Raw genomic sequence first — 20,379 nt, 5'->3', positions numbered from 1 at the left:
GCGCCGTTAACATCATTGCAAAGGATATTTTTTGTCACAACTAGCAAACGAAACTTTTGATTTGCTGCCGGCTGATAATGATCGGTTATCAGCTTTATGCGGCTATTTGGATGAGCATCTAAAGCATATAGAACGTCGACTGGGTGTTGAGGTCAATGTGCGCGGTAACTCGGTCAGTCTGATTGGTGATGGCGTTAATACAGCGGCAGCTCGTCAGGTGGTGGAGAAGTTATACGCCGACACCGTCAAGAAAAAATTATTGGATAGCGCCGATGTTCATCTGGCTATCCAGGAAATTTCGACCGAGCTGGAAAACGCTCAGCCTAAAGGTCACGTCGATGATGATGTTAAATTGGTGACCAAGCGTGGCTTAATTAAACCGCGTAGTCCAAATCAAAAACAGTATTTGCAGAATATCATTCACCACGACATTAGCTTTGGGATCGGACCTGCGGGCACGGGTAAAACCTATCTTGCCGTTGCTAGCGCGGTCGATGCCTGGGAAAAACAGCAGGTGCGTCGTATCTTGTTAACCCGCCCTGCGGTGGAAGCTGGTGAACGTTTAGGTTTTTTACCGGGCGATCTGGCGCAGAAAGTGGATCCTTATTTACGTCCTCTGTATGACGCCCTGTATGAAATGTTTGGCTTTGAGAAAGTGGCTAAACTGATGGAGCGTAATGTCATCGAAGTGGCTCCATTAGCCTATATGCGTGGTCGTACTTTGAATGATGCCTTTATTATTCTGGACGAAAGCCAGAACACCACGATTGAGCAGATGAAAATGTTCCTGACGCGTATTGGCTTCAGTTCGAAAGCGGTCGTCACGGGTGATATCACGCAGGTGGATTTACCGCGTGGACAAAAGTCGGGGTTACGCCATGTGATCGATGTGTTAAAGCATGTCGACGGCATCAGCTTCACCTTCTTCCAGTCAAAAGACGTGGTGCGTCACCCGGTGGTGCAGCGAATTGTGCAGGCGTACGAAGAAGCAGATTCGGCAGAAGCCAAGCGCTCAGCTGATACCGCCAATGACGCCGCTAAGAAGCTGTAAATTGATGAGCGAATTAGATCTTGAATTACAAGTTGCCTGTGAGGCCACCGAGTTACCGAGCGAAGCTCAATTCACAACCTGGTTGAACACTGCGTTACAGCATTTGAATGAAGAGCAGATCACGGCCGTTACCGTGCGCATCATATCCGCTGATGAAAGCCAGTCGTTGAACCATCAATATCGTGGCAAAGACAGACCAACCAATGTATTGTCTTTTCCGTTTGAATTGCCGCAGGGGTTGCCTCAGGAACTAATGCCTGAAGAGCGGATTTTGGGCGACTTGGCTATTTGTGCCGAGGTGGTTGCGGCAGAAGCCGAGCAACAAGAAAAAGCGCTATTTGACCATTGGGCACACATGACCATTCACGGGTGCTTGCATTTGTTAGGCTACGATCATATAAATGACGATGAAGCTGAAGTCATGGAAGCGATAGAAGTCGCGATTTTGGCTCAGCTGGGTATTGATGATCCATATCACATTGAAGACTAACCATCATCATTAGTATCCTATTGGTTTTCAATGAATTTTCAGGTAATTAGAGGACAAGATAAAGCGCAATGAGCGATGACAAACCTCCGTCGAGGAGCTTTTTTCAACGAATTTTCGATATATTCCACACCGAACCCCAAGATCGCCAGCAACTGGTCGACGTGCTGCGGGTAGCCAAAGACGATAAACTGATAAAAACTGACTCCCTGGCGATGATGGAAGGGGTGTTGCAGGTTGCTGAAATGCAGGTACGCGACATTATGATCCCTCGGTCGCAAATGAACGTGATCCATGAAGATGCATCGCTGCAGGAAATCTTACCGATAGTCAGCGAAACACGACACTCGCGCTATCCTGTGGTGGGTGAAAACCGTGATGATATTGAAGGCATTATGCTGGCCAAAGAGCTGCTGAGTTATGCCTTTGATGATGAGGGAAAAGACAACTTCGACATCAAGGACGTTTTGCGTCCGGCTTATATCATTCCTGAAAGTAAACGCCTGGATATTTTGTTAACAGAATTTCGTTCCAAGCGTAATCATATGGCAATTGTTGTTGATGAGTATGGCTGTGTTTCCGGCTTAGTTACCATCGAAGACGTATTGGAGCAGATTGTTGGAGATATTGAAGATGAGTTTGATATCGACGAAGAAGAAAGTAATATCAAACTGCATTCAAATGGTGAGTACATCATTAAAGCGCAAACCGATATCGAAGACTTTAATGAACGCTTAGGTTCAGACTTTTCGGATCAAGAATTCGACACTATCGGCGGCTTGTTAGTTAACAAGTTCGGGCATATGCCAGCACGGGATGAAGCCATTACCATGGGTGATTTCAAATTTACCGTGCTTAATGCCGATCAACGTCGTGTTCATTTGCTGCGGGTCAAGCCTTTGGTGAGTGAAGAGTCTGTTTAATATTGGCCTGTTTAGGAAAACAGGCTTCTCTCTTGGAAGGTGTCTACTGGGCTAATCAAGTAAACTTTCTTCTAGAAACTAAGAAAACGAAACCGATTAACTGATAATAATACGATAGAGAGTCAATGATGACAGATAAATTTGCCAGTCCGACAGGCTGGCTGGCATTTTTTGTTGCCTTAATAGCTGGTGCCATTTATCCCCTGGCCTTCGCCCCATTGAAATGGTGGCCATTAGCGCTGTTATCCATCGCAACCTTTTGGTGGTTAATTACCGATAAATCCCCGAAGAAAGCTTTTCGGCTCGGCTGGGGCTATGGTTTTGGGCTTTTTTGTGCAGGCGTTTCGTGGGTTTATGTCTCGATTAATACTTTCGGAAATGCTTCGCCGCCATTGGCTGTTATCCTGACGATTTTATTCGCTGCCATTCTCGCCTTGTTCTTTGCTTTGCTCGGCTGGGCCATGCAGAAATTCTTCAGTCAGTACTCACTAATCTCACGTATCATTATGTTCAGTCTACTGTGGGTCGGTCTCGATATTGCCCGAGGCTCAGGCTTTGTCAGTTTTCCGTGGTTATATGCGGGTTACAGTCAGACCGAAGCATTGATGCAAGGACTCGCCTCGTTTCTGGGAGTGCATGGCGTGACCTTATTTGTGGTCGTGCTGAGCTGTTTTTTATCAGAGGTGGTTGCGAGCAAAGGTTATGCGCAGCAACGCCGCTTTATTTTGCCAATCTTGATGGTGTTAGCGATTCCTTTTGCTTCGACCCTGTATCTATTTTCAAAGGAGCCTGAGAAAGAGCAGACGTTAACTCTGGCCTTGATTCAGCCGAACGTGGATCAACATATTAAGTGGAACCCAGAGTATTTTAATTCGATCATGAACGATCTGTTTGAACAGACCGAGCCTTACTGGGGAGCTGACCTCGTGGTGTGGCCGGAGGGTGGAATTCCATCTTTTGAAAACCGGGTACAAGGTTTGATGTACCAGATCGAGCAGAAGGCTCTGAACAGCGACAGCCAGTTTATTACCGGTATTCCCATGTATGAGCCAGATAATAAATCGATTTATTATTCCGGTATACGTCTCCTCGGCGAGCAGAATCAGGCCTACCATAAACAGCAGCTGGTACCGTTCGGCGAGTATATTCCGTTTACCGAACTGCTCCGCGGTGCCATCGACTTTTTTGATCTGCCGATGTCCAGCTTCACGCCAGGTAGTCCGGAGCAGGAGCCATTACGCACGGAAAAAGCAGCTCTGGTACCGGCTATTTGTTATGAAATAGCTTTCTCTGGTTTAATTCAAAGTCTCGGCCAAAAGTCACAAGATCAATTCACCGCCATTTTAACCATCAGTAATGACACCTGGTTTGGCGATAGCTGGGGGCCGCTGCAACATTTTCAGATAGCTCAGATGCGTGCCATCGAAACCGGTTTGCCCGTCATTCGTGGTACCAACAACGGCTTAACCGCCGTGATTGATTCGCAAGGTCGCGTGCTGGATCAAGTTCCTCGCTTCGAACGTGACGTTCTGGCTGGTGCCTTTATTCTGGATAATAAACCGACCTGGTTTCTAAAATATGGCTATTGGGGGTTGCTGGTGCTGGCAGCGAGTTTGTTAGTGTCGGCCTTTGTGCTTAAGAAACCTCGAAAGTAGCATAGTGCTTATTTTCGATGGGTACGCATAGCTAACCTGTCCTATATGCTCTAAGAGCAGGAGACTGGGTCTCAACACTCTGTGGCTAAGAAGCTCATTCTTATATTTTTAGATAAATATAAGAGGTGTTTGAAATGTTGTCTATGCCTGATAGAATGCCGGCCAGCGATTTGAGTTATACCCACCCTGTTTAGGCAGTGCTGAGGTATTGCAGGAGTCGCGAATATTGACCCCAACGGATGACGTAAAAGTAAGCATAAGGACATATTATGGACAATAATTATAGTGTTAAAGACATTCCTTTCGATATTAGTTTTCAAGACTTACCGCCGAAAAGCAAAGTTGTGCAAGTGCTGGGCATCATCGTTTGTTGCATCGGTCTAGTTGGTTCTTTATGGGCTTTGTATCAAATGTTTGCGGGAGGGGCGGTTATGTTGAGAAGTTATAACATGATGGATTTCCTCGTCGCTAACCCTCGCTACGTTTTGATGTTGACCGGCCCAATAACGATCCTGGGTGCATTTATTTTTGTGTTAAGTAGTCACAAAAAAGATCAGGAAGCGATAAGGCGTGTTAATGAATTGCTTGGAATAGAGAATAACGAATTAAGTGATGGTCGGAAGATCAGGCTTATTGGCATTGGAGAACAGCGTTATCGAGTGAGCTTTCAGAACCAATAGAAAGTTTAAAGATAACAAGGAGCATATGATGAAAAAACATTCTTTAGAAGATTTACCCGTCGACATTGAGTTAGATGTAGCCGAGTCAGGTGGTTTGGGTACCAGCATTTTTTTGTTACTCAGTTTTATTGGTATCGGCTTAATTCTGGTTGGCGGCTATTTTATTATCTGGGGGCCTGAACGAGTCAGTTACAGTTTACCCGATATTGAATTTTTCTTTAAAGCATATCCGGGACCAATTGCTTCTATGGGCTTTATCCTGGTAGCTATCAGTAATGCCATACGTAATCAGATGGATCAGAAACACCTTCAAAAAATTGATAAGCAGCTCAGTGACCAGATGAGCTTTTCTGAAGACGAGCTGCCTGAGGGGAAGTTATTAAATATTGCACCGCTTGATTCTGGGAGATTCCGCTTGGAGCTTGTGGATGCGCCAGAGGAAATGTCACAGGAGGTCGCTCAGCCGAAAGAAGTCGAGCAGGACTCGGGACCTGTTGTTAAAAAATAGGGAAGTGTCATCAGAATAAAACCTTTAAAGTAGTTAAGTTGAGATAGGTTGGGGTGACGAATGAACCTCAACACCAACCTACGAAGCTGAGTATTAGATTTTAATAGCAGGTAGAATACATGGAAAATAACAACTTCCAACAGACAAAATATAGTCCAGATGATTTACCCGTAGACCTATATCTTGAATTACCCGAGCCGAGTGGTAGTCGTAACAATATCTCTATTCTATTCATTGTTATCGGGATTATTATTGGCTTGGTCGGTGGATATTTTATGATCTCCGGGCCAGAAACTGTTTATTATGATCCTGTCGCAGGAATGACTTTCACGCAATTCCTGCAAGCATATCCTGGCCCAATAGCAACTTTGGGAGTGGCCTGTTTTGGTATTGGAAACGCAATAGCCAAATCAGGTCATCAAAAGCTTGTCAGTGAGTTAGATAAGCAGCTATCCGAGAAGTTGGACTTTAACGAAGATGACCTGCCTGCGGGAAAGATGCTGGATATTCAGCCGCTGGAGGATGGTCAATATCGGGTTTCAAGTATTGATATCCCAGAAAAAAGTGAACAGAAGTCCTGGTAGGTCAAATTTTAAAGCGAACTCCCAGTATTTTGCCTCTAGTACTTTTGCCTTTAATAGAGCTGAAAGCTTGTTGCTATCCCCCCTCTCAGGTAACATTAACGGTTTCTAGTTGAGGCTTTGTGGGGCTTTGCGCCTGATTCCTCCTAATCCGATTCCATAATTAAAGAATTTTTTGACAATGCAACTAACTGAGCACTACCAACCTTCTGAAATTGAAGGAAAAATTCAAGAGAAGTGGCAAAAGAATAAAACCTTTAAAGCAGTCGAAGACGCTTCGAAAGAGAAGTATTACTGTCTGAGCATGTTTCCCTATCCAAGTGGCCGTCTACACATGGGTCATGTGCGAAACTATACGATTGGCGATGTGATCGCGCGTTTCCAGCGGATGCAGGGCAAAAATGTGTTGCAGCCGATCGGTTGGGATGCGTTCGGATTACCGGCGGAGAATGCGGCGGTGAAAAATAAGGCGTCGCCCGCACCCTGGACCTACGAAAATATCGAATACATGAAAGGCCAGCTGAAAATGCTGGGCTTTGCCTATGACTGGGATCGTGAGTTAGCGACTTGTCAGCCTGAGTACTATCGTTGGGAACAGTGGTTCTTCACTAAGTTGTATGAAAAGGGTCTGGTCTATAAGAAGACATCCTCGGTTAACTGGTGCCCGAATGATCAGACGGTATTGGCTAATGAGCAGGTAGTGGAAGGAGCCTGCTGGCGCTGTGACACGCCGGTGGAGCAGAAGGAAATTCCACAGTGGTTTATTAAAATCACGGAATACGCCGATGAATTGCTGGCAGATCTGGACAAGCTGGAAGGTTGGCCGGATATGGTCAAGACCATGCAGCGCAATTGGATCGGTCGCTCGGAAGGGGTGGAAGTTGAGTTTGGTTTTGGCGATGAGAATGATCACAGCGATAACCTTCGTGTCTACACCACACGCCCGGACACGCTGTATGGCGTCACCTATCTGGCGGTTGCCGCAGGTCACCCGGTTGCTGCGATGGCGTCTAAAAACAACCCTGAGCTTGCTGAGTTTGTGGATGAATGCAAAAACAGCAAAATGTCAGAAGCCGAAATGGCAACCATGGAAAAGAAAGGCATGGCAACAGGCCTGTACGCCAAGCATCCATTAACGGGTAAAGATGTACCGATCTGGGTCGCTAACTTTGTCTTGATGGATTACGGCACCGGTGCGGTGATGGCGGTACCGGCGCACGATCAACGTGACTGGGAATTTGCTACTAAGTACGGCATTGATAAAGCTCCGGTGATTCAGCCAGCCGACGGCTCTGAGCTGGATATCAGCGAAGCGGCCTATGTTGAAAAAGGTACTTTGTTTAATTCCGATGAGTTTGATGGCTTATCTTTTGATAAGGCATTTAATGCTATTGCTGAGAAATTAGAGTCTTTGGGCAAGGGCGAAAAAACCGTTAATTATCGTTTGCGTGACTGGGGCGTTTCCCGTCAGCGTTACTGGGGCGCGCCGATCCCGATGATCAATATGCCGGATGGCTCGGTAGTACCAGCTCCTGAAGATCAGTTGCCAGTACGCTTGCCGGAAGATGTGGTGATGGACGGCGTGACCAGCCCGTTGAATACCGATGACAAGTGGAAGAAAGCCGTGGTCGATGGCGTTGAAGGCATCCGTGAAACCGATACCTTCGATACCTTTATGGAGTCGAGTTGGTACTACGCGCGTTACACCAGTCCAGATTATGAAGACGGAATGCTGAACCCTGAGCAGGCCAATTACTGGCTACCGGTGGATCAGTATATCGGCGGCATCGAGCACGCCACCATGCACCTGATGTATTTCCGCTTCTTCCACAAGTTGCTGCGCGATATCGGTCTGGTCAATTCTGACGAGCCAGCGAAAAAGCTACTCTGCCAAGGCATGGTTTTGGCGGATGCGTTTTATTACACCGATGAGAAAGGTGCGCGTCACTGGGTTTCGCCACTCGAAGTCGAAGTGCAGGAACGTGATGATAAAGGTCATATCGTCAAAGCCGTTGATAAAGACGGCAATCAGGTGACTCATGCCGGCATGACGAAAATGTCCAAGTCGAAAAATAATGGTATTGACCCACAGTCGATGGTGGAGCAATACGGTGCTGATACCATGCGCTTGTATACCATGTTCGCCTCGCCACCGGATCAGGCTTTGGAGTGGCAGGATTCTGCTGTGGACGGTTCGCTACGTTTCCTACGTCGCCTGTGGAAAATGGTGCAGTCACACCAGCAAAAAGGTGCGGTTGTGGCGTTAGATCGCAGTAATTTGAACGCGGATCAGAAAGCATTGCGTCGCAAAACACATGAAACGATTGCTAAAGTTACCGATGATTACGCACGCCGTTATACTTTCAATACGGCTATCGCAGCGGTGATGGAGTTGATAAACCATGCGGCGAAAGCAGAAGAAATGTCCGAGCAGGACCGGGCGGTTCTGCATGAAGCATTAGAAGTTGCAGTCTTACTGCTAGCGCCGATCGTGCCGCATATCTGCTCAGAGCTATGGACTGTGTTGGGTGAGCTGGCTAACGATACAGAGCGTACGGATGTCGTGGACGCTACCTGGCCGGTTGCTGATAAAGACGCCATGGTACAGGATGAGAAGCTGATCGTGGTTCAGGTCAATGGTAAGGTTCGTGCAAAAATTACCGTGCCTGCCAGCGCCTCGAAAGAAGCGGTTGAAGCACAGGCTTTGGCTGATGATAATGTGAAGAAGTTTATTGATGGCAACACGGTGCGCAAAGTGATCGTTGTTCCGGGTAAACTGGTTAATATCGTTGCAAATTAAGCGACGTTAATACACTAGGATCTTAATGAAGACACGTCTAATTACTATATTGCTGGCTTTCAGCGGTCTTGTGACCGCTTGCGGCTTTCATTTGCGTGGCGCGGGCACTGAGCTGGATGATGCCAGAGTCTGGCTTATCAGTCAGACTCCGGATGCCGAGTTTGAGCGTACCCTGAAACAGCGCCTTGCGTATCAGGGAGCGAACTTGGTTAAGGCGGCAGAAGACTCACAAATGCAGCTCGCTATTGTCGGCTACAATACTGAGAAACGTACGGTTGCCCGGGACAGCTTTGGTCGCGCCAGTGAGCTGGAATTGATCTTCACGCTGCAATATCAGTTGCTGACACCGGCGATGGTGACCGAAGGTGAGCCGCAGACACAGACGTTAAACAGTCGCCGCGAGTTTGCCTACCAGCGAACCCTGGAATCTGGTCAGGAAAATGAGCAGCAGCGTTTGATCGCCGACATGCATCAGGATGTCATTAGTCGTCTACTCCTTCAAATGGCGACAACACACCATTTGAAAGCAAATCCGTAACGGCAGGAAACGAAAAATCCCGTGAAGGTTTATCCAGAGAAATTACAGCAAGCACTGAACCAGCACTACCCAGTGTATCTGGTGGCCGGCGATGAACCTTGGCAGAAAATGGAAGCGGCCGATCAAATTCGAGCACACTGTAAAGCGCAGGGTATTCTTGAACGACAGCTCATCGAAGACTCGAATGCGAGTAACCCACTGTTGGATCAGGCGGGAACTATGTCTTTATTTGCGGAAAGCCGTTTGCTTGAGTGGCGCTTTGATAAGTCAATTAAAAAAGCTCAGGGCGAGGCGATCCAAAGTTTCTTAAGCAGCCAGCCGAGCGATGTCTTACTCATAACGGCACCAAAACTGTCTAACGAAAAGCGAACCTCCTGGTTTAAGACGTTAGAGCAGGCAGGTATTGTGGTCGAGGTGTGGCCAATCCCGGCCGAGCGCCTCGGAGGCTGGTTGCGGCAAAGAGCGACGGGTCTTGGGATACAGCTGGATAAAGATGCGCTCGAAGTCCTAATTGAGCGTTGTGAAGGTAACCTGTTAGCAGCGCATCAGGATCTACAGATGTTGTCTCTACTGGCTAAGGATCAGGTGATTACCGGTGATAACATTCGTGACTATGTGGGTGAAAGCGCTCGCTACTCAATGTTTGAATTGGCCGATGCCTGTCTATCGGGGCAGGCCGAGCGCGCCCTGCGGATGCTAAGCAGTATTCAGGCTGAAGGGACTTACCCGCTGCCTGTGGTTAATCAGTTATTGCGTGAATGTCAGAACTTGGCGCAATGGTCTACTGAAGTCGCGGCGGGAACGCCTATTCCTGACATCTTCAAAGCGAACCGCGTGTGGCCGAAAAAGCAAAAAGTACTGCAAGTGGCGCTAAGTAAGGGCAGCGTTAAAAAGTGGTATGCCATGATCCAACGATTGACCATGATCGATAAAGGGATTAAAGGGCAGGCCGATATTGATGTGTGGCAGGAAATGGCACATGTGGTTTGTCTTATTGCCGGAGTGAACCCCTTCCGGGCACGGGAACCATCTTCTCCTCAAAATACCGAGCCGACTAAGGCCGCGAAAGAAGGTTTGAGCGACCTTAAAAAAGCCTTTGGGATGTCGTAATCATGCCGCACGATAAGACCATGCATATTATTCTGGGCGGTACTTTCGATCCGGTTCACTTTGGTCACCTGCGTATGACCCAGGAGATGCTCAACCGCTTCCCGCATGCTAATGTTTCGCTCATGCCGGCAGCTTATCCGCCGCACCGTCCCGAACCCGGGGCGACGCCGCAGCAGCGCATTGAAATGTTGCAGTTAGTGCTGGCGCAATATCCGCAATTGGGCGTGGATGCGCGAGAGCTGGAGCGTCAGGAGCCGAGTTACAGTGTGGTGACATTGCGAGAAATTCGTCAAGAAGTGGCTGACGATTGTGTCGTTTTTCTGATGGGGACCGATGCTTTTGCCAAACTTGATCAGTGGTATGAATGGCAGAAGCTTATTAAGTTAACCAATATATTAGTGGTGGGGCGTCCGAGTAGTGAGCTACCAACTACCGGCACTGTCGCCGACTTTTATCATCAGTATGCGCTGGATGATTTGTCTGAGCTGCCGAGTTATAGCCATGGCAAGATAGGCTTTTGCCAGATGCCGCAACTGGACATCTCCTCCAGTTACATTCGAGAGCAAATAAATCAAGGCTTTTCACCCCGATTTCTATTGCCAGATGGTATACTGGACTACATGTATCAGCATGGCCTTTATGGCTTAAACCCTAAGAGTTAAGGTAATCAATGCAAGTTGAGCAAGTTAAGAATATTGTTGTAGAGCAACTGGAAGACTTAAAAGCTAAAGAAATCAGTGTATTAGACGTTAAAGATTTAAGCACTGTTACAGACTATATGATTGTTGCCAGCGGTACCTCAAACCGTCATGTCAAATCCGTAGCGCATAATCTCATCAGCGAAATGAAGGATCAGGGCGTTCAACCGTTTGGGGTTGAAGGTGATGATGTTGCTGAATGGGTGCTGGTTGATCTAGGTGATGTGGTGGTGCACATTATGCTGGCGCAAACACGTGATTTTTATCAGCTTGAGAAATTGTGGGATCCAAACTGGAAAGAAGCGCGCTCTAACTAGCCCCCGGCTCTGATCGGGTCGCTAACAGTTCTGGCCTTAAGGAATCTAAACACTGATGCGAGAGAGTTTAAAACAAAAAATCATTGCTGTTTGTGAACAGAAAATCCTCAGTAAAGGCGGAAATGTTGGACTGTCATTTTATGCATTCTTTGCCAACAAGAATGACGATCCCGAATTACTGATGGAGGCAGCTACCTGGTGGATTCAAGAGCATCAGTTAGATCACTTTGAAAAGGCCGTAAAAGTCAAAGGACTGGTAGAATCGTTGTAAGACACTGCCAGTTTTTCTTTATTATCGAATAGTATTTTTGTTGTTAATGATTGTTGGTATCTACTAAATGCAGTTGCGCTTAATCACGGTCGGTCAAAAAATGCCAAGCTGGGTTGAGCAGGGCTATAAAGAATATGCTCGGCGTTTTCCCCGGGATTTTCCGTTGGAACTCGTCGAAGTTCCTGCGGTCAAACGAGGCAAGAATGCGGACATAGCTCGTCTGACGGATAAAGAAGGTGAGGCCATGTTGTCGCATATTTCGAGTGGTGACTGGGTCATTGCTTTAGATGTTAAGGGCAAACAACTGTCGACACCACAGCTGGCTGCACAGATAGAGCATTGGCAACTGCACCATCCCAGTGTTGTATTTTTGGTAGGTGGCCCGGAAGGGGTAGCACCAGCTTGTTTGCAGCGGGCAAACCAGAAAATCTCTCTATCCAGTTTAACGTTTCCGCACCCCTTGGTTCGCGTGTTAATTGCAGAGTCGTTGTATCGCGCCTGGTCAGTCACGGTGAACCATCCGTATCACCGAGAATGATAATGGTCGATTGGAGTGTAAATAAGAACCTTAGTACAGGTCGAGTCATTAAGTATGTTACGAAAGCGTGAAGCGATAAAGGATGTGGGGCGCGAAACCTCCATCTTCTACATGCGCTGTGTCATAGCCTTGATCATTGTGGTCGGCTTGATGGGTTTTCTATTGGCTCGAGAAATAAAATTGCAAGTTCTGGATCATCAAAAGTATCAAACGCAGTCTGAAAACAACCGTATTCAGGTTAGGCCGATAGCGCCGGTACGTGGTCTTATTTATGACCAATCTGGTAAGTTGTTGGCGCAGAATCGTTCCATTTTTGCTCTGGAGGTGGTGCCGGAGCAGGTTGATGATATGGGCGATACGGTTAAGCGCTTGAAAGAGATGTTCGACATTTCAGATGAGCAGATCGAGGCGTTCTTAGAGCAAGTCAAATTCCGTCCCAAGTTTAACTCTTACGCCATTAAAACCAACCTGACCGAGCAGGAAGTGGCTATATTTTCGGCCAATCAGCATTTCTTCACGGGGGTTAGCGTCGAAGCGCGTCTGGAACGTTATTATCCTTATGGTTCCACTCTGGTGCACGTGCTTGGCAGAATGGGCGCGATCACCGAGGAAGACCTTATCCGTATGGATGAATGGGACGTCGAGAACAACCGTGAGGTTGGAACCACCCGCCAGCGTTATGCGGCGACCAGTAAAATGGGCAAGCTGGGTCTTGAACGTTATTACGAAAATAAGCTGCACGGTGAAGTGGGCAGCGAAAAAGTGGAAACCGATGCCCGTGGCCGTGTGGTTCGTGTTTTAGAGCGGCTTGAGCCAGAAACAGGGCAGGACCTGCATTTATACTTGAACTTGTCGCTGCAACAGAAGATTACTCAATTGATGCAGGATAAGGATGTGCGAGGTGCAGTGGTTGCTGTGGAGCCATCGACCGGTGGCGTGTTAGCTATGGTCAGCCAGCCCGCTTATGATCCCAATATGTTTACCGGCGGGATTTCGAGTAAAGATTATAAGAAACTGCTGACACCGGAGCGGCCATTATACAACCGCGCTGTACAGGGCACCTACCCGCCGGCTTCGACCATTAAGCCGCATCTGGCATTTTTAGGCTTAAAGGAAGGCGTTATTACGCCGAGTACCCGTATTCGTGATCCTGGCTGGTTCTCGTTACCCAATAATAATCATCGTTATCGTGACTGGCGACCCTGGGGACATGGCGCCACGGTAGATGTGACACAGGCTATCATCGAATCTTGTGATACCTTCTTTTACGACTTATCGGTGCGTCTCGGGATAAATCAGATTTATGAAGGGATGACCCAGTTTGGTTTTGGCCAGAAGACCGGGATCGATATCGTTGAGGAAAAAGTGGGTATCATGCCGTCGCGTGACTGGAAAAAAAGCATGCGCAAAGAGCCCTGGTACAATGGCGACACCGTCAATATCGGAATTGGTCAGGGCTTCTGGACTGTCACGCCTCTGCAGCTGGCTAATGCCACCGCGGTTCTGGCCAACGACGGCATTCGCTACAACCTACAGCTGGTCAAAGAATTTGCACAGGCGAATCGTTATGAAGCCAATACTCCGGTGATGGCCTATCACCAGATTGATACCAGTGACGGTAGTTGGCTGGATCTGGTCAAAAACAGTATGCGGAAAGTGACAGAGCCGCCGCGAGGTACGGCGCGAAGCGCATTTGCCGATGCGGAATATACGGTCGCGGGTAAAACTGGTACGGCACAGGTGAAGAGTATCGCGCAAGACGAAAGTTACGATGCCAGCAAAATTGCAGAAAAATTCCATGATAATGCCTTATTTATCGGTTACGCTCCTTTCGAACAGCCAAAGGTAGCGGTGGCTGTGATGATGGAGAATGCCGGTGGCGGTGGCTCCAATGCCGCACCTTTAGCCCGTGAGATTATGGATTTTTATTTGTTGCAGGAATTAAAGATCAATCAGACGTCCGATACTGAAGACGAGGAGTCCGCCGATGGCGCTGCGAACTAGTACCGCCAATACGCATAAAGCGCGTAGTAGTTTACTATGGCGGTTACATATTGATGTGCCTTTGCTGCTAGGCTTATTGGCTTTGATGGCATTCAGTTTGGTGGTGGTTTATAGTGCTGGCGGTGAAAGCCTGTTCCTGGTCGAAAAGCAGGTCATACGTTTTGGTGCAGGCTTGCTGGTGATGTTCCTGCTGGCGCAGGTGGCGCCGCGGACGCTAAAGGAGTGGGCACCGCTCTTTTTCGTGGTTGGTATCGCCTTTTTGCTCGCGGTACTGTTTTTTGGCGAGTCGAGTAAAGGTGCACAGCGCTGGATTAATATCGGTATTCGTTTCCAGCCTTCAGAAATAATGAAGCTAGCCGTACCCATCATGGTCGCTTCTTATTTTGCCGATAAAGCCCTGCCGCCGAGCTTTAAGCATTTACTGATCAGTTTAGTGCTGGTGCTCGTACCCACGTCACTGATTATTTTGCAGCCGGATCTCGGAACTTCGTTACTGATTGCTGCGTCGGGAATCTTTGTGATTTTCTTTGCCGGGATTCGTTGGCGTTATATGCTAGGAGCGGCGCTGGTTGGCGTGATTATGGCGCCGATCATGTGGTATTTCGTGATGCATGATTATCAAAAAGGACGGGTCTTGACCTTTTTGAATCCTGAGAGTGATCCGCTGGGCTCGGGCTATCATATTATTCAGTCCCAGATTGCTATCGGTTCGGGTGGGATTTATGGCAAAGGATGGCTTAACGGTACTCAGTCGCAACTGGAGTTTTTGCCAGAGCGACACACGGACTTTATATTTGCGGTGCTGGGTGAAGAATTTGGACTGATCGGTATCGTTGCCTTACTGGCTCTGTATTTGTTTGTGATCTGGCGTGGGCTCTATATCAGCCTGCAAGGCCAGGATACGTTCAGCCGTTTGCTTGGGGCGGCTTTGACGTCGACCTTTTTTGTTTATTTGTTTGTAAATATTGGAATGGTCAGTGGTTTGTTACCCGTGGTCGGGTTACCATTACCGTTGATTAGTTATGGCGGTACTTCTATTGTAACCTTGATGGCCAGTTTCGGGATTTTGATGTCGATACAAACGCATCGAAGACTACACTCAACTTAACGTCTTGTTGATAGATAATAGTAAATTATCCCAGGAGAAGAAAGTGAAGAACATCATAGCAACAGCATTATTGGGTTTAAGCTGTTTAGCAGCCAGCGCTGGTGGTGCGCCGACAGAGCCGAAGGCTTTTGCCAATTATATGCAGCAAAAGCATGGTTTTACCGTGGACTATATTCAAATGGCTTTGGATAAGGCGGAAAAACGTCAAAGTATTCTGGATGCTATCAGTCGTCCTGCTGAAGGTAAAGACTGGTACCAGTACCGTCCTATTTTTATTCAGCAAGAGCGTATTAAACAAGGTGTTAAGTTTTACGCCGAACATAGGGCCTTATTGGAGCGGGCAGAGAAACAGTATCAGGTTCCTGCAGAAATTATCACGGCGATTATCGGGGTTGAAACTAAGTATGGCCGCATACAAGGGAGCTACCCGGTGATTGATGCGATTAGCACTTTGGCTTTTCACTACCCCAAGCGCGGCAGTTTTTTTGCTGGTGAGTTAGAGCAGTATTTTGTGCTGGCCCGTGAGCAGGGTTGGAAGTTGGACGAACCAAAAGGCTCTTACGCTGGTGCTATGGGAATGGGGCAGTTTATTCCAACCTCTTACCGTCATTATGCGGTAGATTTTGACGATGATGGTAAAGTCAATTTATTCAGCAATACGGCCGATGCTATTGGTAGTGTGGCAAATTACTTTAGCGTGCATGGCTGGCGTTTAGGTCAGCCGGTGGCAGAATTTGTCGATGCGGATAAAGTCATCGCAACAAAGTTTAAAAACGACAAGTTAAAGCCACAATTTACCATCGGCCAGATGAAAAAAGCGGGCTTGAACTATCAGGGACAGGCTAACGATAGCGATATCGCGGGTATTTACCATTACAAGCAAAAAAATCGTTATGATTACTGGTTAGGTTTTCATAACTTTTATGTCATTACGCGCTATAACCGCAGTCCCTTGTACGCCATGGCGGTGTATCAGCTGAGTCAGGAAATTAAAGCTGAGTATGATGTTCAGCAACAAAAGAAACTGGCTAAGCAACCGGCTGTGGCTAAAGGTAAGTCTTAATTAATTGAGATATAGCAAGATGCAAATAAAACAAACGATTCAATGGGTTAGCGCACTCGCCGTTCTGGGCGTATTGAGCGCCTGTACGACCACAGGGCAGCGCAGCGACGACGATGCTCCGGCATACGGCAGTGCGGCCGATCGTAAGATTCCAGATTATGCGCCTGACGGCAGCGCCAGTTCCTTTGAGGACGGGCCTATTTCCGAGCCGACACCAAGGGTGGAAGAAAAAAGTCCATTTGGTAATCCGCCTTACTATGAAGTCGACGGCGTGGTTTATCATGTTCTAGCCTCGGGCAATAACTACAGTGAAGTAGGAACCGCCAGTTGGTATGGACAGAAGTTCCATGGCCGCCGTACATCCTCAGGTGAAGTGTATGATATGTATCAGTTCACCGCAGCCCATAAAACTCTGCCTTTGCCCAGCTATGCGCGGGTGACGAATGTAGATAACGGCAAATCGGTGGTGGTGAAAATCAATGACCGTGGTCCTTTTGTTAAAAACCGCTTAATCGATCTGTCCTATGCGGCAGCGAAAAAACTGGGCTATGACAATCACGGCACGGCTCGGGTGGAAGTCAGGGTTCTTGCATCACCGGGGGGATCGAGAAAAGTACCCAGCTCAACGGGGGAATTAGAAATTCCGCCAATGGATAGGCAGCACGATAATGCCAAGCTGTATGTTCAGGTTGGTGCTTTTTCTGACGAAATGCGTGCCGATACCCTGGCCTCGAGATTACGAGAGCATTTTCGCCAACCGATTACACTAACGCCAGTGAATGTCAACGGTCAAAGGTTGCAGCGAGTTCGTATCGGACCGCTGAAAAGTGCGCGGGCTGCGGAGGCCATTCTGTCGCAGCTTAAGCAGTATAGCTTTGGTTCGCCACGTGTAGTAACCGATTAATTTTTTCCAGTTTAAGTAGATAGTGTTGAAATCATGATGAAACGTATTTTTTCAGTTGTTGTAGTTCTTATTGGTATCGCATTGTGGACGGTTTCCGGCGCCGTGCAGGCGATTCAACCAGGCAAGCCTAATGTAGGAGCCAGCTCGTGGCTGTTGATGGATTATGAAACGGGGCAGATTTTGATGGAGGAAAACTCCAGTGAAAGGTTGCCCCCGGCCAGTTTGACCAAAATGATGACCAGTTACATCATTGCTGATCAATTACATAAAGGTAATATCAGTAATGAAGATAAGGTCCTGATCAGTGAGAACGCCTGGGCGCAGAATCCAAAACTGAAAGGCAGCTCCTTGATGTTCGTTGAGGTTAACAAGTACGTTTCGGTTGAAGATCTGCACCGGGGAATTGTGATTCAGTCGGGTAATGATGCCAGTATTGCCATGGCCGAGCATATTGCTGGTAGTGAAGAGGCATTTGCCGATTTGATGAACCAGTATGCCAAGCGTCTGGGGATGAATGATACTCACTTCATGAACAGCACAGGCTTGCCGCATGAACAGCACATGACCACCGCGCAGGATTTAGCCAAACTCGCCCGTGCCTTGATTTCTGATTTCCCTGAAGATTACTCCATGTACTCGGAGCGCGAGTTTACCTACAGCGGCATTACACAGAAAAATCGAAACGAGTTATTAGGTGATACCACGTTGGGCGTCGACGGTATTAAAACCGGCCATACTGAAGCCGCCGGTTATTGCCTGGTTTCTTCTGCCGAGAAGAAAAACATGCGTTTAATTTCGGTGGTTATGGGAACCGAGAGTATGAATGCTCGCGCCAGTGAAAGCCGTAAACTGCTCAACTTCGGCTTCCGTTTCTACACCAATATCAAAGCCTTTGCCGCAGGAAAAGCCTTGAAGCAGGCGGAGGTGTGGAAAGGTGAGGAAGAGCAGGTCGGCGTTGGCCTGGCTCAGGATGCGGTGCTGACGGTCTTGAAGAGCGAAAAAGATCAGTTAAAAGCCAATTACACCATGAACGGTAAGCTGATCGCACCGATCAAAAAAGGCCAGGTCGTCGGTGAGGTACATTTTAATATGGGTGACAAAGTGGTGAAGCGACTACCCATGGTGGCCCTGGATAATGTTGCAGAGGCGGGCTTTTTTGGCCGCATGTGGGACTCAATGGCGTTGTGGTTTGAAGACTAAGTATTTGGTCGAGTCCGTACCGTCGGATAAAAATGTTATGTTGTATAACGTTTTAGTATAATGAGCCTATGTCTATTGCATACCTTAATGGTCATTATATAGAGCTTGAACAGGCAAAAGTCCCGGTCTTGGACCGGGGCTTTTTGTTTGGTGACGGGGTTTATGAAGTGATTCCGGTGTATGCTGGAAATCCCTTCAGGTTATCCAGCCATATCAACCGCTTACGTAAAAGTCTGGCTGCTATATACATGTCTCTGCCGCAGTCAGACGAAGACTGGCTTAACCTGTGCAATACTCTGATTGAACACAATCATTATGAGAATGCCTCGGTTTACCTGCAAGTGACTCGTGGTGCCTACGTCGAGCGCCATCATGACTTCCCAGAACTTAGCGAACCGACCATCTTTGCCATGATGTCACCGCTACCTCCGGTGCAGAAGTCTTGGCAAGCTACTGATATTAAAGATTTTTCGGTGATTACGGCGGAGGATATTCGGTGGCAGCGCTGCGATATTAAAGCCATCACCTTGCTGGCCAACTGTATGTTAAGACAGCAGGCGCTTGAATCTGGGGCGGATGACACCATATTAGTGCGTAACGGTGAGGCGAGTGAAGCAACATCGAGTAACCTGTTTATTGTACGCGATGGTGTTATCATTACGCCGCCTTTAAGTGAGCATCTGTTAGCTGGTGTAACGCGTGAGTTTATTCTAAGCCTGGCGCAGCAGCACGGCATACCTTACGAGGAACGACCGATACCGGAACATGAGTTGTTATTAGCGGACGAGGTTTGGCTGACCAGTTCAACCAAAGAAATCCGCCCAGTCGTCCGAGTAAATGATGTTACAATTGGTAACGGTGAACCAGGCCCTGTCTGGCGCCGAATGTATGAATATTATCAGGTATTAAAAGAGCGTTTATACCTGGGAGAAATTAGTGGTGAGGCACAGTTATGACACATTATGATCGTGATAAAGTATGGGAATTTCCATGTGAAATTTGCTTTAAGGTCATGGCCGTCCATCGTGAGGGCGTTGATATGGAAGTGGCCGAAATTGTGAATCGTCATGTGCCTAGTGATTACTCGCCTACCACTAAGTTGAGCCGTGATGGTAATTATGTCTCTTTATCCTTTATGGTGACTGTGGAAAGCCGTCAGCAGGTGGATGCCATGTATAAAGAGGTTTATACCGTCGAAGGCGTAAAAATGACCTTGTAACTAAGAAGCGACAATGAGTAACGACAATACGGTAATTATCCGTGAGCTGGGGCATGAAACCTATGTCCCGGTGTGGAAGAGGATGCAGCGTTTTACTGATGAACGTGATGCCGAAACGACCGATGAGATTTGGCTGGTTGAGCATGCTCCTGTGTTTACCCAGGGGCAGGCCGGTAAGCCTGAGCATTTATTATTCCCTGGCGATATTCCTGTAGTACAGGTCGATCGCGGGGGGCAGGTGACCTATCATGGTCCCGGACAGCAAGTGGCCTACTTTATGGTCGATTTGCGCCGAAAAAGTATGGGCCCACGAGATCTGGTCTCAGCGATTGAAAACGCGATTGTGGATACTCTGGCAATGTACGGTATTGAGGCCTATCCACGCTCGGATGCACCGGGCGTCTACACCGATGAGGCTAAAATCTGCTCGTTAGGCCTGAGAATTCGCAAGGGCAAGTCATTTCATGGCTTGGCCTTGAATGTTAATATGGACCTTGAGCCGTTTGCACGGATTAATCCTTGCGGCTATCAAGGTATGGCGATGACCCACATCGCCGAGCGTGGTGGTCCTGAGACGCTGGAGCGTGTAAAGCCAGACTTAGTGGATCAATTATGCAGCAAATTAGGTTATACTAGCCGTCTTGAAATGAAGGGCCTGCCTGAGTAATCGGGTTAGGTTTGAGTACTTTTTATGTCAAAACCAGAGTCTGTTGCCCAGACATCT

At 47.7% G+C, this 20,379-nt stretch carries 22 protein-coding genes; all 22 read left to right on the top strand.

Going from position 1 to position 20,379, the window contains the following annotated elements:
- Positions 1 to 31 precede the first annotated feature (31 nt).
- The 22 genes from H7708_RS08405 to lipB all read left to right on the top strand — a co-directional run bounded on the left by H7708_RS08405 (position 32) and on the right by lipB (position 20,322).
- The gene (locus H7708_RS08405) at positions 32 to 1,051 is read left to right on the top strand and encodes a PhoH family protein (RefSeq protein WP_223670127.1); all 1,020 of its coding nucleotides are present in this window, start codon (positions 32 to 34) and stop codon (positions 1,049 to 1,051) included.
- A gap of 4 nt (positions 1,052 to 1,055) precedes the next feature.
- Positions 1,056 to 1,541 (top strand): rRNA maturation RNase YbeY, encoded by a 486-nt coding sequence (gene ybeY / locus H7708_RS08400; RefSeq protein WP_223670126.1) that lies wholly within the window; start codon positions 1,056 to 1,058, stop codon positions 1,539 to 1,541.
- 68 nt (positions 1,542 to 1,609) lie between these two features.
- A complete protein-coding gene (locus tag H7708_RS08395; RefSeq protein WP_223670124.1) occupies positions 1,610 to 2,461 on the top strand; it encodes an HlyC/CorC family transporter in 852 nt (283 codons plus the stop codon).
- A gap of 125 nt (positions 2,462 to 2,586) precedes the next feature.
- Positions 2,587 to 4,116 (top strand): apolipoprotein N-acyltransferase, encoded by a 1,530-nt coding sequence (gene lnt / locus H7708_RS08390; RefSeq protein ID WP_223670122.1) that lies wholly within the window; start codon positions 2,587 to 2,589, stop codon positions 4,114 to 4,116.
- Between the two features lie 269 nt (positions 4,117 to 4,385).
- Positions 4,386 to 4,796: a hypothetical protein gene (locus H7708_RS08385; protein WP_223670120.1), complete on the top strand. Its 411-nt coding sequence runs from the start codon at positions 4,386 to 4,388 to the stop codon at positions 4,794 to 4,796.
- Between the two features lie 28 nt (positions 4,797 to 4,824).
- A complete protein-coding gene (locus H7708_RS08380; RefSeq protein ID WP_223670118.1) occupies positions 4,825 to 5,304 on the top strand; it encodes a hypothetical protein in 480 nt (159 codons plus the stop codon).
- Between the two features lie 119 nt (positions 5,305 to 5,423).
- On the top strand, positions 5,424 to 5,888 hold the full coding sequence (locus H7708_RS08375) for a hypothetical protein (protein ID WP_223670117.1): 465 nt from the start codon (positions 5,424 to 5,426) through the stop codon (positions 5,886 to 5,888).
- Positions 5,889 to 6,066: 178 nt separating this feature from the next.
- A complete protein-coding gene (gene leuS, locus H7708_RS08370; RefSeq protein WP_223670115.1) occupies positions 6,067 to 8,685 on the top strand; it encodes a leucine--tRNA ligase in 2,619 nt (872 codons plus the stop codon).
- 25 nt (positions 8,686 to 8,710) lie between these two features.
- A complete protein-coding gene (locus tag H7708_RS08365; RefSeq protein WP_223670113.1) occupies positions 8,711 to 9,223 on the top strand; it encodes an LPS-assembly lipoprotein LptE in 513 nt (170 codons plus the stop codon).
- A 21-nt stretch (positions 9,224 to 9,244) separates the two neighbouring features.
- A complete protein-coding gene (holA, locus tag H7708_RS08360; protein WP_223670110.1) occupies positions 9,245 to 10,333 on the top strand; it encodes a DNA polymerase III subunit delta in 1,089 nt (362 codons plus the stop codon).
- A 2-nt stretch (positions 10,334 to 10,335) separates the two neighbouring features.
- Complete coding sequence (gene nadD, locus H7708_RS08355) at positions 10,336 to 10,995, top strand: nicotinate-nucleotide adenylyltransferase (protein WP_223670108.1); 660 nt, start codon at positions 10,336 to 10,338, stop codon at positions 10,993 to 10,995.
- An 8-nt stretch (positions 10,996 to 11,003) separates the two neighbouring features.
- Positions 11,004 to 11,348 carry a ribosome silencing factor gene (rsfS, locus tag H7708_RS08350; protein WP_223670107.1) on the top strand — a complete coding sequence of 115 codons (345 nt, stop codon included), beginning with the start codon at positions 11,004 to 11,006 and terminating at the stop codon, positions 11,346 to 11,348.
- Positions 11,349 to 11,403: 55 nt separating this feature from the next.
- The gene (locus tag H7708_RS08345) at positions 11,404 to 11,619 is read left to right on the top strand and encodes a DUF6500 family protein (protein ID WP_223670105.1); all 216 of its coding nucleotides are present in this window, start codon (positions 11,404 to 11,406) and stop codon (positions 11,617 to 11,619) included.
- A 67-nt stretch (positions 11,620 to 11,686) separates the two neighbouring features.
- A complete protein-coding gene (rlmH, locus tag H7708_RS08340) occupies positions 11,687 to 12,157 on the top strand; it encodes a 23S rRNA (pseudouridine(1915)-N(3))-methyltransferase RlmH (protein ID WP_223670104.1) in 471 nt (156 codons plus the stop codon).
- Positions 12,158 to 12,211: 54 nt separating this feature from the next.
- Complete coding sequence (mrdA, locus tag H7708_RS08335; RefSeq protein WP_223670103.1) at positions 12,212 to 14,161, top strand: penicillin-binding protein 2; 1,950 nt, start codon at positions 12,212 to 12,214, stop codon at positions 14,159 to 14,161.
- On the top strand, positions 14,145 to 15,269 hold the full coding sequence (rodA, locus tag H7708_RS08330; protein ID WP_223670102.1) for a rod shape-determining protein RodA: 1,125 nt from the start codon (positions 14,145 to 14,147) through the stop codon (positions 15,267 to 15,269). The genes mrdA and rodA overlap by 17 nt, the downstream gene beginning before the upstream one ends.
- Positions 15,270 to 15,312: 43 nt before the next feature.
- Complete coding sequence (gene mltB / locus H7708_RS08325) at positions 15,313 to 16,332, top strand: lytic murein transglycosylase B (RefSeq protein ID WP_223670100.1); 1,020 nt, start codon at positions 15,313 to 15,315, stop codon at positions 16,330 to 16,332.
- A gap of 19 nt (positions 16,333 to 16,351) precedes the next feature.
- Complete coding sequence (locus tag H7708_RS08320; protein ID WP_223670098.1) at positions 16,352 to 17,236, top strand: septal ring lytic transglycosylase RlpA family protein; 885 nt, start codon at positions 16,352 to 16,354, stop codon at positions 17,234 to 17,236.
- Between the two features lie 33 nt (positions 17,237 to 17,269).
- A complete protein-coding gene (locus H7708_RS08315; RefSeq protein WP_223670097.1) occupies positions 17,270 to 18,436 on the top strand; it encodes a D-alanyl-D-alanine carboxypeptidase family protein in 1,167 nt (388 codons plus the stop codon).
- Between the two features lie 68 nt (positions 18,437 to 18,504).
- Positions 18,505 to 19,392: a D-amino acid aminotransferase gene (locus H7708_RS08310; protein ID WP_223670095.1), complete on the top strand. Its 888-nt coding sequence runs from the start codon at positions 18,505 to 18,507 to the stop codon at positions 19,390 to 19,392.
- A complete protein-coding gene (locus H7708_RS08305; RefSeq protein ID WP_223670094.1) occupies positions 19,389 to 19,655 on the top strand; it encodes a YbeD family protein in 267 nt (88 codons plus the stop codon). The genes H7708_RS08310 and H7708_RS08305 overlap by 4 nt, the downstream gene beginning before the upstream one ends.
- Before the next feature lie 13 nt (positions 19,656 to 19,668).
- Entirely contained in the window at positions 19,669 to 20,322 is a 654-nt protein-coding gene (gene lipB / locus H7708_RS08300) for a lipoyl(octanoyl) transferase LipB (protein ID WP_223670092.1), read from the top strand.
- Positions 20,323 to 20,379 lie beyond the last annotated feature (57 nt).

It is taken from the genome of Kangiella shandongensis (genome assembly GCF_020005365.1).
In the GTDB taxonomy this organism is placed as follows: domain Bacteria; phylum Pseudomonadota; class Gammaproteobacteria; order Enterobacterales; family Kangiellaceae; genus Kangiella; species Kangiella shandongensis.
The sequence above is the reverse complement of the archived record's forward strand: the minus strand, read 5'-3'. Positions and strand labels throughout refer to the sequence as shown.

Excerpts from the sequence above, each read along its gene's own strand:
- H7708_RS08320 (WP_223670098.1), top strand. The coding sequence starts at position 16,352 with ATGCAAATAAAACAAACGATTCAATGGGTTAGCGCACTCGCCGTTCTG.
- rodA (WP_223670102.1), top strand. The coding sequence starts at position 14,145 with ATGGCGCTGCGAACTAGTACCGCCAATACGCATAAAGCGCGTAGTAGT.
- H7708_RS08375 (WP_223670117.1), top strand. The coding sequence starts at position 5,424 with ATGGAAAATAACAACTTCCAACAGACAAAATATAGTCCAGATGATTTA.
- lipB (WP_223670092.1), top strand. The coding sequence starts at position 19,669 with ATGAGTAACGACAATACGGTAATTATCCGTGAGCTGGGGCATGAAACC.
- mrdA (WP_223670103.1), top strand. The coding sequence starts at position 12,212 with ATGTTACGAAAGCGTGAAGCGATAAAGGATGTGGGGCGCGAAACCTCC.
- H7708_RS08395 (WP_223670124.1), top strand. The coding sequence starts at position 1,610 with ATGAGCGATGACAAACCTCCGTCGAGGAGCTTTTTTCAACGAATTTTC.
- H7708_RS08310 (WP_223670095.1), top strand. The coding sequence starts at position 18,505 with ATGTCTATTGCATACCTTAATGGTCATTATATAGAGCTTGAACAGGCA.
- H7708_RS08365 (WP_223670113.1), top strand. The coding sequence starts at position 8,711 with ATGAAGACACGTCTAATTACTATATTGCTGGCTTTCAGCGGTCTTGTG.
- H7708_RS08385 (WP_223670120.1), top strand. The coding sequence starts at position 4,386 with ATGGACAATAATTATAGTGTTAAAGACATTCCTTTCGATATTAGTTTT.
- H7708_RS08380 (WP_223670118.1), top strand. The coding sequence starts at position 4,825 with ATGAAAAAACATTCTTTAGAAGATTTACCCGTCGACATTGAGTTAGAT.
- H7708_RS08305 (WP_223670094.1), top strand. The coding sequence starts at position 19,389 with ATGACACATTATGATCGTGATAAAGTATGGGAATTTCCATGTGAAATT.
- rsfS (WP_223670107.1), top strand. The coding sequence starts at position 11,004 with ATGCAAGTTGAGCAAGTTAAGAATATTGTTGTAGAGCAACTGGAAGAC.
- rlmH (WP_223670104.1), top strand. The coding sequence starts at position 11,687 with ATGCAGTTGCGCTTAATCACGGTCGGTCAAAAAATGCCAAGCTGGGTT.
- nadD (WP_223670108.1), top strand. The coding sequence starts at position 10,336 with ATGCCGCACGATAAGACCATGCATATTATTCTGGGCGGTACTTTCGAT.
- ybeY (WP_223670126.1), top strand. The coding sequence starts at position 1,056 with ATGAGCGAATTAGATCTTGAATTACAAGTTGCCTGTGAGGCCACCGAG.
- lnt (WP_223670122.1), top strand. The coding sequence starts at position 2,587 with ATGATGACAGATAAATTTGCCAGTCCGACAGGCTGGCTGGCATTTTTT.
- H7708_RS08315 (WP_223670097.1), top strand. The coding sequence starts at position 17,270 with ATGATGAAACGTATTTTTTCAGTTGTTGTAGTTCTTATTGGTATCGCA.
- H7708_RS08345 (WP_223670105.1), top strand. The coding sequence starts at position 11,404 with ATGCGAGAGAGTTTAAAACAAAAAATCATTGCTGTTTGTGAACAGAAA.
- leuS (WP_223670115.1), top strand. The coding sequence starts at position 6,067 with ATGCAACTAACTGAGCACTACCAACCTTCTGAAATTGAAGGAAAAATT.